Below are 16082 nucleotides of genomic sequence, written 5' to 3'. Positions count from 1 at the left end.
GGATATCCCCTAAGTTGAAAGCCGGTGAGGCAAAAACAAGCGGCCATTGTAGCGGCGAGCCGTTCACTTATCCACATGCAGGTTGTGCGGTGACCATGATTTATCAATGCGTTAACCGGCAAAAAGGCGACCAACGGTGTGTGAATAAGCTCTGTGGATAACCGCCTCTAAGGGCACTGGACAACTGGGGGCGGAACTCGGTGGATAACCTGCCTGTGGATAACAGCCCTTTCCACACACAGGTTATCCGACAGCGCAGCACAGGCTGAACACGGTTTTCCACTGTAGTTGTCATTCTCTGTACACCACGTAAAATATGGCCTGATGGCAGTTATCCACAGATGAATGCCGCCCTAGCTTTTATAAGCTTTACAGAAAAGCTTTAAATAATTCCCTTCTTTATTTTTATGTATGGTGAACAGGCTTTCAGCCAAAGAAGTGCCCGAGATCTATTTATAAGGAAACGTTGGTTGGAAATTGACCTGAAGGCTTGCTTTCTCTAGAATCCCCGGTCTCTTAAAACGGGGGCCATTCCGGCCCGTTGTGGACGAACCAGGTAACACGACATGAAACGTACTTTCCAACCAAGCACTATCAAACGCGCTCGTACCCACGGCTTCCGTGCTCGCATGGCAACCAAGAACGGCCGCGCAGTCCTGTCGCGTCGTCGCGCCAAAGGTCGTGCGCGTCTGGCAGTTTGATAATCCGGTACTGGAGGTGAGTCAGGACTTCAGTCGGGAAAAGCGTCTGCTTACCCCCCGGCATTTCAAGGCAGTCTTTGACTCCCCTACCGGCAAGGTTCCGGGGAAAAATCTCCTGCTCCTTGCACGCAACAACGATCTTGATCACCCCCGTCTCGGGCTGGTTATCGGGAAAAAGAGCGTAAAGCTCTCCGTTGAGCGCAATCGCCTCAAACGTCTGATGCGCGAATCGTTCCGTCTGCACCAGGATTCACTGGTCGGCTGGGACATCGTTATCGTCGCGCGCAAAGGTTTGGGTGATGTAGAAAACCCCGAATTGATTCAGCATTTCGGCAAGCTCTGGAAGCGTCTGGCCCGTAACAAGCCAGTTCCAGCAGTCAACACCGAAACTGTAGGGGTAGACAGTCCTGATGCGTAAACTGGCCCTCGTTCCGATCCAGTTTTATCGCTACGCCATTAGTCCTTTGATGGCCAGTCACTGTCGTTTCTACCCCAGTTGTTCCTGCTACGCGTATGAAGCCATTGAAAATCATGGCCTTCTGCGCGGTGGCTGGCTGACCTTTCGTCGTTTAGGTCGCTGTCATCCGTGGAATCCCGGTGGTTATGACCCGGTTCCACCTATCCCTACCTCCCGTTCTTCTTCGATGGCCGAGTAATCATGGATATCAAACGCACGATCCTGATCGTCGCCCTGGCAATCGTGTCCTACGTTATGGTTCTTAAATGGAACCAGGACTATGGCCAGGCTGCCCTGCCGACTCAGAATGTTGCTTCCAGTACGACTACATCCGGTTTGCCGGACACCGCCACTGGCAATAATGCTGCCGCCAGTGACGATATTCCGCGCGCCGCTAGCGATACCAGCGCACCTGCCGAAACACCGGTAGCCGCCAGCAAGGATCTGATCCAGATCAAAACCGACGTGCTCGATCTCGCGATCGATCCACAAGGTGGTGACGTTGCTCAACTGACCTTGCCTCTGTATCCACGTCGTCAGGATCGTCCGGACGTTCCGTTCCAGCTGTTCGATAACGGCGGCGAACGCGTTTATCTGGCGCAAAGCGGTCTGATCGGCACCAACGGCCCGGACGCAAATCCGGCTGGTCGTCCGGTCTACTCCTCGGAGAAGAAGACTTATCAACTGGCTGACGGTCAGGACCAACTGGTCGTCGACCTGAAGTTCAGCAAGGACGGCGTCAATTACATCAAGCGTTTCACCCTGAAACGCGGCCTGTATGACGTAGCCGTTTCGTACATTGTGGATAACCAGAGCGCGCAGCCCTGGAATGGCGCGATGTTCGCCCAGTTGAAGCGTGATAGCAGCGCCGATCCTTCGTCCACAACCGCTACTGGCACCGCCACTTACCTGGGCGCCGCCCTGTGGACAAGTTCGGAGCCGTACAAGAAAGTGTCCATGAAGGACATGGACAAGGCCCAACTTAAAGAAACCGTCACCGGTGGTTGGGTAGCCTGGCTGCAACACTATTTCGTGACTGCATGGATTCCGGTCAAGGGCGAAAACAACATCGTCCAGACCCGTAAAGACAGCAAAGGCAACTACATCATCGGTTACACAGGTCCTACGCTGACCGCAGCACCGGGTGCCAAAGTTGAAACCAGTGCTGTGCTGTACGCCGGTCCGAAAAGCCAGGCTGTGCTGAAAGAGTTGTCCCCAGGTCTGGAACTGACCGTCGACTACGGCATTCTGTGGTTCATTGCCCAGCCAATCTTCTGGCTGCTGCAACATATCCACGCCATTGTCGGTAACTGGGGCTGGTCGATCATCTTCCTGACCATGCTGATCAAGGGTATTTTCTTCCCTCTGTCGGCTGCCAGCTACAAATCGATGGCGCGCATGCGTGCCGTTGCGCCGAAACTGGCTGCACTGAAAGAGCAACATGGCGATGACCGGCAGAAAATGTCGCAAGCCATGATGGAGCTGTACAAGAAAGAGAAGATCAATCCGCTGGGCGGCTGCTTGCCGATCCTCGTGCAGATGCCGGTTTTCCTTTCGCTGTACTGGGTTCTGCTGGAAAGCGTGGAAATGCGTCAGGCGCCGTTCATGCTTTGGATCACTGACTTGTCGATCAAGGATCCGTTCTTCATTCTGCCGATCATCATGGGCGCAACCATGTTCATCCAGCAGCAGTTGAACCCGACTCCTCCGGATCCGATGCAGGCGAAGGTCATGAAAATGATGCCAATCATCTTCACCTTCTTCTTCCTGTGGTTCCCGGCTGGTCTGGTGCTGTACTGGGTTGTGAACAACTGCCTGTCGATTGCACAACAGTGGTACATCACGCGTAAGATCGAAGCGGCGACGAAAAAAGCCGAGGCGTAACTTGCTCTGTGGATAACACCACTCAAAACGCCCCCTAGTGGGGCGTTTTGCTATCTGCCACTTTTGTATGGATTCCGGTTTATGAGCGCACCTCGTGAAACCATCGCAGCTGTTGCCACCGCCCAAGGTCGCGGAGGTGTGGGCATCGTCCGTGTTTCCGGCCCGTTGGCCAGTGTTGCTGCCAAAGCCATCAGCGGCCGCGAACTGAAACCACGCTACGCCCATTACGGCCCTTTTTTCAGCGACGATCAGCAAGTACTCGACGAAGGTCTGGCGCTGTACTTTCCTGGGCCTAATTCATTCACCGGTGAAGACGTGCTGGAACTGCAGGGTCACGGTGGCCCGATCGTTCTGGACATGTTGCTCAAGCGTTGTCTGGAACTGGGCTGCCGTTTGGCACGGCCGGGCGAGTTCAGCGAGCGCGCCTTTCTCAATGACAAACTCGACCTGGCCCAGGCCGAGGCAATTGCCGACTTGATCGAAGCAAGTTCTGCACAGGCCGCGCGCAACGCCCTGCGTTCTTTGCAGGGGGCGTTTTCCCAGCGTGTGCATAACCTCACCGAACAATTGATCGGCCTGCGCATCTACGTCGAAGCGGCCATAGACTTCCCGGAGGAAGAAATCGACTTCCTCGCCGATGGCCATGTGTTGAGCATGCTCGACAAGGTGCGCGATGAATTATCCACAGTGCTGCGCGAGGCCGGGCAGGGTGCTTTGCTGCGCGATGGCATGACGGTGGTCATTGCCGGTCGGCCGAATGCCGGCAAGTCCAGCCTGTTGAACGCCTTGGCCGGGCGCGAAGCGGCGATCGTTACCGAGATCGCCGGCACCACTCGCGACATTCTGCGTGAACATATCCACATCGACGGGATGCCACTGCACGTTGTCGATACCGCCGGTCTGCGTGATACCGACGATCAGGTGGAAAAAATCGGCGTCGAGCGAGCGTTGAAAGCCATCGGTGAAGCGGATCGAGTATTGCTGGTCGTCGATGCGACAGCGCCAGAAGCCTTGGACCCGTTCGCCTTGTGGCCGGAGTTTCTTGAAGTACGCCCGGATCCGGCGAAAGTCACCTTGATTCGTAACAAAGCTGATCTTACGGGCGAGGCCATTGCCCTGGAAGTCAGCGATGACGGTCACGTGACCATCAGCCTGAGCGCCAAATCGGCGGGTGAAGGACTGGAACTACTGCGTGATCATCTCAAGGCCTGCATGGGTTACGAGCAAACGTCGGAAAGCAGTTTCAGTGCTCGTCGCCGGCATCTGGAAGCCTTGCGCCACGCTAGCGCAGCCCTGGAACATGGGCGCGCGCAGCTGACTCTGGCGGGGGCAGGTGAGCTTCTGGCCGAAGATCTGCGCCAAGCCCAGCACTCTTTGGGTGAAATCACCGGGGCCTTCAGCTCTGATGATCTGCTGGGACGGATCTTTTCCAGCTTCTGCATCGGTAAGTAACCCGCCGGTACGTTCAAACGGGCCCGTTCGTGGCCCGTTTTTGTTTCTTCTTTCTAAATATCAGCCTCAAGTGCCCGACTGATTCTCCAGTTCGAGCGGTTTCTTCGTGCCCGAAATTTATCCGATGATCGAATTTCTGTGGATTAAGCCCTGTGAATAACTGCCATTGAGGTCAGTTGATAACAGGGCCTGAAAACTGGATATAAACCCCTCTGTGGATAACCACCCCTTTCATCCACAGGCTTACACCGGTTATCCAAGGGCCTCATTGGCACATGGGCACAGGGTTTTGAATCTCTGTACATATTGAATATAAAGGCCTGTAGAGATCTATCCACAGAAAGGTAGGGCAGTAAGAATAAACATAAAAACAAAGATTCTATAAATTTCTTTCTTTTTTATTTTTTTAACCGCGAGTTCTCCACAGCTGGTTAAATTTTGTGCAAAGGGTTCTTTAGGAAGGGCGAAGTCCCTATACTTGCCGACCAGGTCCAGAAACCTGATCTCAAACTATTCCTGAATTACCTACTTAAGCAGGCACGAGGTGCGTGGTGGATTTCCCTTCCCGTTTTGAAGTGATCGTCATCGGCGGCGGTCATGCCGGTACCGAGGCAGCACTGGCGTCAGCACGTATGGGGGCAAAAACCCTGTTGCTGACGCATAACGTGGAAACCCTCGGTGCCATGAGTTGCAACCCGGCCATCGGTGGCATCGGCAAAAGCCATCTGGTCAAGGAAATCGATGCCCTCGGCGGCGCGATGGCCATGGCTACTGATTTGGGTGGCATCCAGTTTCGCGTGTTGAACAGCCGTAAAGGCCCAGCCGTACGTGCAACCCGTGCACAAGCGGACCGCATTCTTTACAAAGCCGCTGTCCGCGAAATTCTGGAAAACCAGCCGAACCTGTGGATATTTCAACAGGCTGCTGACGACCTGATCGTCGAGCAGGAACAAGTGCGCGGTGTTGTTACGCAAATGGGTCTGCGTTTCTTAGCCGATTCCGTGGTGTTGACCACGGGTACTTTCCTCGGCGGACTTATCCACATCGGTCTGCAGAATTTTTCCGGCGGTCGCGCCGGTGATCCGCCATCGATTGCCTTGGCTCACCGTCTGCGTGAAATGCCATTGCGTGTCGGTCGCCTGAAAACCGGTACGCCACCGCGCATCGACGGCAAGTCTGTGGATTTCTCGGTGATGACCGAGCAGCCAGGTGACACGCCGATCCCGGTGATGTCGTTCATGGGCAACAAAGAACAGCATCCACGCCAGGTCAGTTGCTGGATTACCCACACCAACGCCCGAACCCACGAAATCATTGCCGCAAACCTTGATCGCTCGCCGATGTATTCCGCTGCCGGCGAGATCGAAGGCATTGGCCCGCGTTATTGCCCGTCGATCGAAGACAAGATTCATCGCTTTGCCGACAAGGAAAGCCATCAGGTGTTTATCGAACCGGAAGGTTTGACCACCCATGAGCTGTATCCGAACGGGATATCCACCAGCTTGCCGTTCGATGTGCAATTGCAGATCGTGCAATCGATCCGCGGTATGGAAAACGCGCACATCGTGCGCCCGGGTTATGCGATCGAGTACGACTACTTCGATCCGCGCGACCTGAAGTACAGCCTGGAAACCAAAGTCATCTGCGGTCTGTTCTTCGCCGGGCAAATCAACGGCACCACCGGTTACGAAGAAGCCGGCGCGCAGGGTTTGCTCGCCGGAGCCAACGCCGCATTGCGCGCGAAGGGCAAAGAAGCCTGGTGCCCGCGCCGCGATGAAGCCTACATCGGCGTGTTGGTCGACGATCTGATCACCCTCGGTACCCAAGAGCCGTACCGAATGTTCACTTCCCGTGCCGAGTACCGCCTGATCCTGCGCGAGGACAACGCCGACCTGCGTCTGACCGAAAAAGGTCGTGAACTGGGTCTGGTCGATGACGCGCGTTGGGCGGCCTTCTGCAAGAAACGCGAAAGCATCGAGCTCGAAGAGCAGCGCCTGAAAAGCACCTGGGTTCGCCCGGGCACGCAGCAAGGCGATGCGATTGCGGAAAAATTCGGCACGCCGCTGACCCACGAATACAACTTGCTCAACCTCTTGAGCCGTCCGGAAATCGACTACGCTGGTCTGGTCGAAGTGACCGGGAACGGCGCCGAAGATCCACAGGTCGCCGAACAGGTTGAGATCAAAACCAAGTACGCCGGTTACATCGACCGTCAACAGGACGAAATCGCCCGTCTGCGCGCCAGTGAAGACACGAAACTGCCTGTGGATATCGATTACACCAACATTTCCGGTCTCTCCAAGGAGATCCAGAGCAAGCTCGGCGCGACGCGTCCAGAGACGCTGGGCCAGGCTTCGCGGATCCCGGGCGTGACCCCGGCAGCGATTTCGCTGTTGATGATTCATTTGAAAAAACGCGGCGCGGGCCGTCAGTTGGAGCAAAGCGCTTGAGTTCTAAGGTCACTTCGCAACACGCCGAAGAGTTATCCACAGGAGCCCGCGAGCTCGGTGTCCATCTCAGCGAAACCCAGCACGAATTGCTGCTGGGTTATCTGGCCCTGTTGATCAAATGGAACCAGGCCTACAACCTGACTGCGGTTCGTGATCCGGACGAGATGGTCTCGCGTCATCTGCTCGATAGTCTGAGTGTCATGTCGTTCATCGAAAACGGTCGCTGGCTCGACGTTGGCAGCGGCGGCGGCATGCCGGGGATCCCGTTGGCGATCCTGTATCCGGACTCGCAAGTGACCTGTCTGGACAGTAACGGCAAGAAAACCCGCTTCCTGACCCAGGTAAAACTCGAACTCAAACTGGATAACCTGCAAGTTATCCACAGTCGCGTCGAAGCGTTTCAGCCCGCACAGCCATTCAACGGGATCATTTCCCGGGCGTTCAGCAGCATGGAAAACTTCACCAACTGGACTCGCCATCTGGGCGACGCCGATACACGCTGGCTGGCAATGAAGGGCGTTCATCCGGCCGATGAGCTGGTAGCATTGCCGGCAGACTTCAAACTCGATAGCGAACACGCCCTGGCCGTACCCGGTTGCCAAGGCCAACGCCATCTGCTGATACTGCGCCGCACGGCATGATTGGGAACACAAGCAAGAATGGCTAAGGTATTCGCGATAGCGAACCAGAAGGGTGGTGTGGGCAAGACCACCACCTGCATCAACCTCGCAGCATCCCTGGTCGCGACCAAGCGTCGGGTGCTGTTGATCGATCTCGATCCACAGGGCAACGCCACCATGGGTAGCGGTGTGGATAAACATGGCCTGGAAAACTCGGTCTATGACCTGCTGATCGGCGAATGCGATCTGGCTCAGGCCATGCACTATTCCGAGCACGGCGGTTATCAATTGCTGCCGGCCAACCGCGACTTGACGGCCGCCGAAGTGGTTCTGCTGGAAATGCAGATGAAGGAAAGCCGCCTGCGCAGTGCGTTGGCGCCGATCCGTGAAAACTACGATTACATTTTGATCGACTGCCCGCCGTCGCTGTCGATGCTCACGCTGAACGCATTGGTGGCTGCTGATGGGGTGATTATCCCCATGCAGTGCGAATACTTTGCGCTGGAAGGTTTGAGCGACCTTGTGGATAACATCAAGCGTATCGCCGAACTGTTGAACCCGAACCTGAAAGTCGAAGGTTTGCTGCGGACCATGTATGACCCGCGCCTGAGCCTGATGAACGACGTTTCGGCCCAGCTCAAGGAACACTTCGGCGATCAGCTGTATGACACCGTGATCCCGCGCAACATCCGCCTGGCCGAAGCGCCGAGCTACGGCATGCCGGCGCTGGCCTACGACAAGCAATCGCGTGGCGCACTGGCCTATCTGGCCCTGGCGGGCGAGATGGTTCGTCGTCAGCGCAAAAATTCACGCATCGCCGCCGCTCAGGCAACTTAAGGAATCCCCATGGCCGTCAAGAAACGAGGTCTCGGACGTGGACTGGATGCACTGCTGAGTGGTCCGACCGTCAGCTCGCTTGAAGAACAAGCCGCGCAAGCGGATACCCGCGAGTTGCAACACCTGCCGCTGGACCTGCTCCAGCGCGGCAAGTATCAACCACGTCGGGATATGGATCCGCAGGCGCTGGAAGAGCTGGCGCAGTCGATCAAGGCACAAGGTGTCATGCAACCGATCGTGGTGCGCCCGATCGGTGGTGGCCGGTTTGAGATCATTGCCGGTGAACGTCGCTGGCGCGCTAGCCAACAAGCCGGGCAGGAAACCATTCCGGCGATGGTCCGCGATGTCCCGGATGAAACCGCAATTGCCATTGCGCTGATCGAGAACATTCAGCGCGAGGACCTCAACCCGATTGAAGAAGCGGTGGCCTTGCAGCGTTTGCAGCAGGAATTCCAGCTGACTCAGCAACAAGTCGCCGAGGCTGTGGGTAAGTCCCGCGTCACTGTGGCTAACCTGTTGCGGCTTATTGCGCTGCCGGAAGTCATCAAGACCATGCTGTCCCACGGCGACCTGGAAATGGGTCATGCCCGTGCTTTGCTCGGTCTCCCGGACAATCAGCAGGTTGAAGGGGCGCGACATGTTGTCGCACGCGGTCTTACCGTGCGCCAAACTGAGGCACTGGTTCGCCAGTGGTTGAGTGGTAAACCGGAGCCTGTAGAAGCCACCAAACCCGACCCGGATATCGCCCGCCTCGAACAGCGTCTGGCCGAGCGCCTAGGCTCTGCGGTGCAGATTCGCCACGGGAAGAAGGGAAAGGGGCAGTTGGTGATCGGTTACAACTCCCTCGATGAGCTCCAAGGTGTGCTCGCGCACATCCGCTGAAACATTTCCACATGTAGCGAGCAGTCGGAAATCACTACCTGACAGTTGAATAGGGGCAGAACCGCCCCTATACTCTGCGCGCATTTTGTCGGCACAAATTATGCCAAGTTATTGAATTCTGGCAGCCGACCATTGGAGAGCAAACGTGATGGAAACCCGCAAGCCAAACCGCCTGCCGTTCCATCGCCTGGCGGTTTTTCCGGTGTTAATGGCTCAATTTGTCATTTTGCTCATTGCCGCTTTGGCGCTCTGGCAATGGCATGGAGTCGTTGCCGGATACTCGGGACTTTGCGGAGGCCTGATAGCCTTGCTGCCCAATGTTTATTTCGCTCACAAGGCATTTCGGTTTTCCGGCGCCCGAGCAGCCCAGTCCATCGTCCGGTCTTTCTACGCCGGCGAGGCAGGCAAACTGATTTTGACGGCAGTGCTCTTTGCACTGGTGTTTGCAGGTGTGAAGCCACTGGCGCCGATAGCTGTATTCGGCGCGTTCGTGCTGACTCAGTCGGTCAGCTGGTTCGCTCCCCTGCTGATGAGAACAAGACTTTCGAGACCTTAGGGCGTTTGAGGCAACCATGGCAGAAACAACCGCTTCGGGCTATATCCAGCACCACTTGCAGAACCTGACCTTCGGTCAGCTACCTAACGGCGGCTGGGGCTTTGCCCATACCGCAGCAGAAGCCAAAGAAATGGGCTTCTGGGCTTTCCACGTCGATACTCTCGGCTGGTCGGTTGCGTTGGGTCTGATCTTCGTCCTTCTTTTCCGCATGGCGGCAAAAAAGGCAACGTCGGGTCAGCCGGGTGCTTTGCAGAACTTCGTTGAAGTATTGGTCGAATTCGTCGATGGCAGCGTGAAAGACAGCTTCCATGGCCGTAGCCCGGTGATTGCACCGCTGGCACTGACCATCTTCGTCTGGGTGTTCCTGATGAACGCCGTCGACCTGATTCCGGTCGACTGGATTCCTCAACTGGCCATCCTGATCTCCGGCGACCAGCACATCCCGTTCCGCGCCGTGTCGACTACTGACCCGAACGCGACCCTGGGCATGGCACTCTCGGTTTTCGCACTGATCATTTTCTATAGCATCAAGGTCAAGGGCATCGGCGGCTTCATCGGCGAACTGACCCTGCACCCGTTCGGCAGCAAGAACATCTTCGTTCAGGCCCTGCTGATCCCGGTGAACTTCCTGCTGGAATTCGTGACCCTGATCGCCAAGCCGATCTCCCTGGCTCTGCGTCTGTTCGGCAACATGTATGCCGGCGAGCTGGTGTTCATTCTGATCGCTGTGATGTTCGGCAGCGGCCTGCTCTGGCTGAGCGGCCTGGGCGTTGTTCTGCAGTGGGCGTGGGCTGTATTCCACATCCTGATCATCACACTGCAGGCGTTCATCTTCATGATGCTGACCATCGTCTACCTGTCGATGGCGCACGAAGAAAACCATTAAGACCAGTCTCGACTAGTCTGATGTCCTTCCCGGTCAAACGGGAAGGGGCTCTTCACAGGGCACCTGAAACGATTTGTTTTACCGCTTTAATCTAAAAAACCTAAACCATACGACGTAAAAGTCGGGAGGAAAGATGGAAACTGTAGTTGGTCTAACCGCTATCGCTGTTGCACTGTTGATCGGCCTGGGCGCACTGGGTACCGCAATTGGTTTCGGCCTGCTGGGCGGCAAGTTCCTGGAAGGCGCAGCGCGTCAGCCAGAAATGGTTCCAATGCTGCAAGTTAAAATGTTCATCGTTGCCGGTCTGCTCGACGCCGTAACCATGATCGGTGTTGGTATCGCTCTGTTCTTCACCTTTGCGAACCCGTTCGTTGGTCAGATCGCTGGCTAATTACCCGGAGTTTTCCGAGTAATTTGATGTGATGGACAACGTAACTGCGAGGTGTTGGCGTGAACATTAATGCGACCCTGATTGGCCAGTCCGTTGCGTTCCTGATTTTTGTACTGTTCTGCATGAAGTATGTATGGCCTCCGGTCATCGCTGCTCTGCACGAACGTCAAAAGAAGATCGCTGATGGTCTGGACGCTGCCAGCCGTGCAGCTCGCGACCTGGAGTTGGCCCAAGAAAAAGCGGGTCAGCAACTGCGCGAAGCGAAAGCTCAGGCAGCTGAAATCATCGAGCAAGCCAAGAAACGCGGTAACCAGATTGTCGAAGAGGCCGTTGAAAAGGCCCGTGTCGACGCTGACCGTGTGAAGGTTCAGGCTCAAGCCGAGATCGAACAGGAACTGAACAGTGTCAAAGACAAGCTGCGCGCCCAAGTGGGTATGCTGGCTGTCGGCGGCGCCGAGAAGATCCTGGGTGCCACAATCGATCAAAACGCGCACGCAGAGCTGGTTAACCAACTGGCTGCTGAAATCTAAGCGAGGGCGATCATGGCAGAACTGACCACGTTGGCCCGACCTTACGCTAAGGCGGCCTTCGAGCACGCTCAGGCCCACCAGCAACTGGCCAATTGGTCAGCCATGCTCGGCCTGGCTGCAGCGGTGTCGCAAGACGACACCATGCAGCGCGTGCTCAAGGCCCCGCGACTGACGAGCGCAGAAAAGGCCGCCACGTTTATTGACGTGTGCGGCGACAAGTTTGATGCCAAGGCACAGAACTTCATCAACGTCGTTGCCGAAAACGACCGTCTCCTGCTTCTGCCGGAGATCGCCGCTCTTTTCGACCTGTACAAGGCCGAACAAGAGAAATCGGTAGACGTGGAAGTAACCAGTGCATTTGCATTGAACCAAGAACAGCAAGACAAACTCGCCAAGGTTCTCAGTGCACGACTCAACCGGGAAGTGCGCCTGCAAGTTGCGGAGGATGCTGCCCTTATAGGTGGTGTCGTTATCCGCGCCGGCGACCTGGTTATCGATGGCTCGATTCGCGGCAAAATCGCGAAACTTGCCGAAGCATTGAAATCTTGAGTTTGAAGGGGCAGCAGAGCAATGCAGCAACTCAATCCTTCCGAAATAAGTGAAATTATCAAGGGCCGCATCGACAAGCTCGATGTGACCTCCCAAGCCCGTAACGAAGGCACTGTCGTCAGCGTATCTGACGGCATCGTGCGGATTCACGGTCTGGCCGACGTAATGTACGGCGAGATGATCGAGTTTCCGGGCGGCGTCTACGGTATGGCCCTCAACCTGGAGCAAGACTCCGTAGGTGCCGTTGTATTGGGCTCCTACCAGTCTCTGGCTGAAGGCATGAGCGCCAAGTGCACTGGCCGCATCCTCGAAGTTCCGGTTGGTAAGGAACTGCTGGGTCGCGTAGTCGACGCACTGGGTAACCCTGTTGACGGCAAAGGTCCACTGGGCAACACCGAGACCGACGCGGTCGAGAAAGTTGCTCCAGGCGTGATCTGGCGTAAGTCGGTAGACCAGCCTGTACAGACTGGCTACAAGGCTGTCGATGCCATGATTCCTGTCGGCCGTGGCCAGCGTGAGCTGATCATCGGTGACCGTCAGATCGGTAAAACCGCTCTGGCGATCGACGCGATCATCAACCAGAAAGACAGCGGCATTTTCTGCGTCTACGTAGCTATCGGTCAGAAGCAATCGACCATCGCCAACGTGGTTCGCAAGCTGGAAGAAAACGGCGCCCTGGCCAACACGATCATCGTGGCTGCCAGTGCTTCGGAATCTCCTGCGCTGCAATTCCTGGCACCGTACTCCGGTTGCACCATGGGTGAATTCTTCCGCGACCGCGGTGAAGACGCGCTGATCGTTTATGACGATCTGTCCAAGCAAGCAGTGGCTTACCGCCAGATTTCCCTGCTGCTGCGCCGTCCACCAGGACGTGAAGCTTACCCAGGCGACGTGTTCTATCTCCACTCCCGTCTGCTGGAGCGCGCATCCCGCGTTTCGGAAGAGTACGTAGAGAAGTTCACCAACGGCGCAGTGACCGGCAAAACCGGTTCCCTGACCGCACTGCCGATCATCGAAACCCAGGCTGGCGACGTTTCCGCGTTCGTTCCGACCAACGTGATTTCCATCACCGACGGTCAGATCTTCCTGGAATCGGCCATGTTCAACTCGGGCATCCGCCCTGCAGTGAACGCCGGTGTTTCGGTATCCCGTGTGGGTGGTGCCGCTCAGACCAAGATCATCAAGAAGCTGTCCGGTGGTATCCGTACCGCTCTGGCTCAGTACCGTGAACTGGCGGCATTCGCCCAGTTCGCTTCTGACCTGGACGAAGCGACCCGTAAGCAACTTGAGCATGGTCAGCGCGTTACCGAGCTGATGAAGCAGAAGCAATACGCACCAATGTCGATTGCTGACATGGCGCTGTCGCTGTATGCCGCTGAGCGTGGGTTCCTGACTGACATTGAAATCGCCAAGATCGGCAGCTTCGAACAAGCGCTGATCGCTTTCTTCAACCGCGATCACGCCGATTTGATGGCCAAGATCAACGTTAAAGGTGACTTCAATGACGAAATCGACGCTGGCATGAAAGCCGGTATCGAGAAGTTCAAGGCCACCCAAACCTGGTAAGCCGCAGCGGGAGCCGCGAGGCTCCCGCTTGCTAACCTGATAGGTGTTACATGGCAGGCGCAAAAGAGATTCGCAGTAAGATTGCGAGCATCAAAAGCACGCAAAAGATTACCAGCGCCATGGAAAAAGTGGCGGTAAGCAAAATGCGCAAGGCACAAATGCGCATGGCTGCTAGCCGTCCTTATGCGGAGCGTATCCGCCAGGTAATTGGGCATCTGGCCAACGCCAACCCGGAATACCGCCACCCGTTCATGATCGACCGCGAAATCAAGCGTGTTGGTTATGTCGTCGTGAGCAGTGACCGTGGTTTGTGCGGCGGCTTGAACACCAACCTGTTCAAGGCCCTGGTCAAGGACATGGCGGTAAACCGCGAAAACGGCGTCGAGATTGATCTGTGTGTCGTTGGTAGCAAGGGTGCGGCCTTTTTCCGCAACTTCGGCGGTAACGTCGTTGCAGCTATCAGCCACCTGGGTGAAGAGCCGTCGATCAATGATCTGATCGGCAGCGTCAAGGTGATGCTGGATGCCTACCTGGACGGCCGTATTGACCGCCTGTCCGTGGTGTCCAACAAGTTCATCAACACCATGACGCAACAGCCTACCGTGGAGCAGTTGATTCCATTGGTGGCGACCCCTGATCAGGATCTCAAGCACCACTGGGACTATCTCTACGAACCGGATGCCAAAGAGCTGCTTGATGGCTTGATGGTCCGTTACGTCGAGTCGCAGGTCTACCAGGCGGTGGTCGAGAACAACGCGGCTGAACAAGCTGCGCGGATGATCGCGATGAAGAACGCTACCGACAACGCCGGTGATTTGATCAGCGATTTGCAGCTGATCTACAACAAGGCGCGTCAGGCTGCGATCACCCAAGAGATCTCGGAAATCGTCGGCGGCGCTGCCGCGGTTTAACGGTTCAAATATTCAGAGGATCCAGCTATGAGTAGCGGACGTATCGTTCAAATCATCGGCGCCGTTATCGACGTGGAATTTCCACGCGACAGCGTACCGAGCATCTACAACGCGCTGACAGTTCAAAGCGCGGCCGCAACCACTCTGGAAGTTCAGCAACAGCTGGGCGACGGCGTGGTTCGCACCATTGCGATGGGTTCCACCGAGGGCTTGAAGCGCGGTCTGGAAGTTACCGACTCTGGCGCAGCCATCTCCGTACCGGTCGGTAAAGCGACTCTGGGCCGGATCATGGACGTCCTCGGTAACCCGATCGACGAAGCTGGCCCGATCGACACCGAAGAGCGTTGGGGCATTCACCGTCCAGCGCCTTCGTTCGCTGAACAGGCAGGCGGCAACGACCTGCTGGAAACCGGCATCAAGGTTATCGACCTGGTTTGCCCGTTTGCCAAAGGCGGTAAAGTCGGTCTGTTCGGTGGTGCCGGTGTAGGCAAAACCGTAAACATGATGGAACTGATCCGTAACATCGCCATCGAGCACAGCGGTTATTCCGTGTTCGCCGGTGTGGGTGAGCGTACTCGTGAGGGTAACGACTTCTACCACGAGATGAAGGACTCCAACGTTCTGGACAAAGTGGCACTGGTTTACGGTCAGATGAACGAGCCGCCGGGTAACCGTCTGCGCGTAGCACTGACCGGCCTGACCATGGCCGAGAAGTTCCGTGACGAAGGTAACGACGTTCTGCTGTTCGTCGACAACATCTATCGTTACACCCTGGCCGGTACTGAAGTATCCGCACTGCTGGGCCGTATGCCTTCGGCAGTAGGTTACCAGCCGACCCTGGCTGAAGAGATGGGCGTTCTGCAAGAACGTATCACTTCGACCAAGGAAGGTTCGATCACCTCGATCCAAGCGGTATACGTACCTGCGGACGACTTGACCGACCCGTCGCCAGCGACCACCTTCGCCCACTTGGACGCCACTGTCGTTCTGTCCCGTGACATCGCTTCCCTGGGTATCTACCCAGCAGTAGACCCACTGGACTCGACTTCGCGCCAACTGGATCCGAACGTAATCGGCCAGGACCACTACGACACCGCTCGCGGCGTCCAGTACGTTCTGCAACGTTACAAAGAGCTGAAAGACATCATCGCGATCCTGGGTATGGACGAGCTGTCGGAAGCCGACAAACAGTTGGTTAACCGTGCTCGTAAGATCCAGCGCTTCTTGTCGCAGCCGTTCTTCGTGGCTGAAGTCTTCACCGGTGCTTCGGGTAAATACGTTTCCCTGAAAGACACCATTGCTGGCTTCAAAGGCATCCTCAACGGTGACTACGACCACCTGCCAGAACAAGCGTTCTACATGGTTGGCGGCATCGAAGAAGCGATCGAGAAAGCCAAGAAACTGTAATCC

17 protein-coding genes are annotated in these 16082 nt (G+C 56.2%); all 17 read left to right on the top strand.

The features are described 5' to 3' along the window. Positions 1-566 precede the first annotated feature (566 nt). The 17 genes from rpmH (at position 567) to atpD (ending at position 16079) form a co-directional block, all read left to right on the top strand. Entirely contained in the window at positions 567-701 is a 135-nt protein-coding gene (rpmH, locus tag ACA069_RS28810) for a 50S ribosomal protein L34 (protein WP_003213577.1), read from the top strand. 16 nt (positions 702-717) lie between these two features. Beyond that, positions 718-1119: a ribonuclease P protein component gene (rnpA, locus tag ACA069_RS28805; RefSeq protein ID WP_045122860.1), complete on the top strand. Its 402-nt coding sequence runs from the start codon at positions 718-720 to the stop codon at positions 1117-1119. Further along, on the top strand, positions 1112-1357 hold the full coding sequence (yidD, locus tag ACA069_RS28800; RefSeq protein ID WP_010465488.1) for a membrane protein insertion efficiency factor YidD: 246 nt from the start codon (positions 1112-1114) through the stop codon (positions 1355-1357). The genes rnpA and yidD overlap by 8 nt, the downstream gene beginning before the upstream one ends. Positions 1358-1359: 2 nt before the next feature. Then, positions 1360-3042 (top strand): membrane protein insertase YidC, encoded by a 1683-nt coding sequence (yidC, locus tag ACA069_RS28795; protein WP_187677234.1) that lies wholly within the window; start codon positions 1360-1362, stop codon positions 3040-3042. An 81-nt stretch (positions 3043-3123) separates the two neighbouring features. Further along, on the top strand, positions 3124-4494 hold the full coding sequence (gene mnmE, locus ACA069_RS28790; protein ID WP_187677233.1) for a tRNA uridine-5-carboxymethylaminomethyl(34) synthesis GTPase MnmE: 1371 nt from the start codon (positions 3124-3126) through the stop codon (positions 4492-4494). A gap of 551 nt (positions 4495-5045) precedes the next feature. Then, positions 5046-6944 (top strand): tRNA uridine-5-carboxymethylaminomethyl(34) synthesis enzyme MnmG, encoded by a 1899-nt coding sequence (gene mnmG, locus ACA069_RS28785; protein WP_497615741.1) that lies wholly within the window; start codon positions 5046-5048, stop codon positions 6942-6944. Beyond that, positions 6941-7585, top strand: coding sequence for a 16S rRNA (guanine(527)-N(7))-methyltransferase RsmG (gene rsmG, locus ACA069_RS28780; protein ID WP_187677231.1), 645 nt, complete (start codon positions 6941-6943; stop codon positions 7583-7585). Before mnmG ends, rsmG begins: the two co-directional genes overlap by 4 nt. An 18-nt stretch (positions 7586-7603) precedes the next feature. Next, positions 7604-8401, top strand: coding sequence for a ParA family protein (locus ACA069_RS28775; protein ID WP_008084406.1), 798 nt, complete (start codon positions 7604-7606; stop codon positions 8399-8401). Positions 8402-8410: 9 nt separating this feature from the next. Next, the gene (locus tag ACA069_RS28770; RefSeq protein ID WP_401272288.1) at positions 8411-9283 is read left to right on the top strand and encodes a ParB/RepB/Spo0J family partition protein; all 873 of its coding nucleotides are present in this window, start codon (positions 8411-8413) and stop codon (positions 9281-9283) included. 148 nt (positions 9284-9431) lie between these two features. Further along, complete coding sequence (locus tag ACA069_RS28765; protein WP_003229783.1) at positions 9432-9839, top strand: F0F1 ATP synthase subunit I; 408 nt, start codon at positions 9432-9434, stop codon at positions 9837-9839. Positions 9840-9855: 16 nt separating this feature from the next. Further along, positions 9856-10725, top strand: a complete 870-nt coding sequence (gene atpB / locus ACA069_RS28760) for a F0F1 ATP synthase subunit A (RefSeq protein WP_095188717.1) — start codon at positions 9856-9858, stop codon at positions 10723-10725. 133 nt (positions 10726-10858) lie between these two features. Beyond that, entirely contained in the window at positions 10859-11116 is a 258-nt protein-coding gene (gene atpE, locus ACA069_RS28755; protein ID WP_003097235.1) for a F0F1 ATP synthase subunit C, read from the top strand. 59 nt (positions 11117-11175) lie between these two features. Next, a complete protein-coding gene (locus ACA069_RS28750) occupies positions 11176-11646 on the top strand; it encodes a F0F1 ATP synthase subunit B (RefSeq protein ID WP_064116541.1) in 471 nt (156 codons plus the stop codon). A gap of 12 nt (positions 11647-11658) precedes the next feature. Continuing rightward, positions 11659-12195 (top strand): F0F1 ATP synthase subunit delta, encoded by a 537-nt coding sequence (locus ACA069_RS28745; RefSeq protein WP_103396062.1) that lies wholly within the window; start codon positions 11659-11661, stop codon positions 12193-12195. 21 nt (positions 12196-12216) lie between these two features. Further along, positions 12217-13761 (top strand): F0F1 ATP synthase subunit alpha, encoded by a 1545-nt coding sequence (atpA, locus tag ACA069_RS28740; protein WP_103302851.1) that lies wholly within the window; start codon positions 12217-12219, stop codon positions 13759-13761. A gap of 50 nt (positions 13762-13811) precedes the next feature. Further along, positions 13812-14672, top strand: coding sequence for a F0F1 ATP synthase subunit gamma (gene atpG / locus ACA069_RS28735; RefSeq protein WP_007911960.1), 861 nt, complete (start codon positions 13812-13814; stop codon positions 14670-14672). Between the two features lie 27 nt (positions 14673-14699). After that, positions 14700-16079, top strand: coding sequence for a F0F1 ATP synthase subunit beta (atpD, locus tag ACA069_RS28730; protein ID WP_025112247.1), 1380 nt, complete (start codon positions 14700-14702; stop codon positions 16077-16079). Positions 16080-16082 lie beyond the last annotated feature (3 nt).

This window comes from Pseudomonas sp. LBUM1652 (assembly GCF_059716105.1).
Note: the sequence above shows the minus strand (reverse complement) of the source record. Positions and strands in the feature narration are given on the sequence as shown.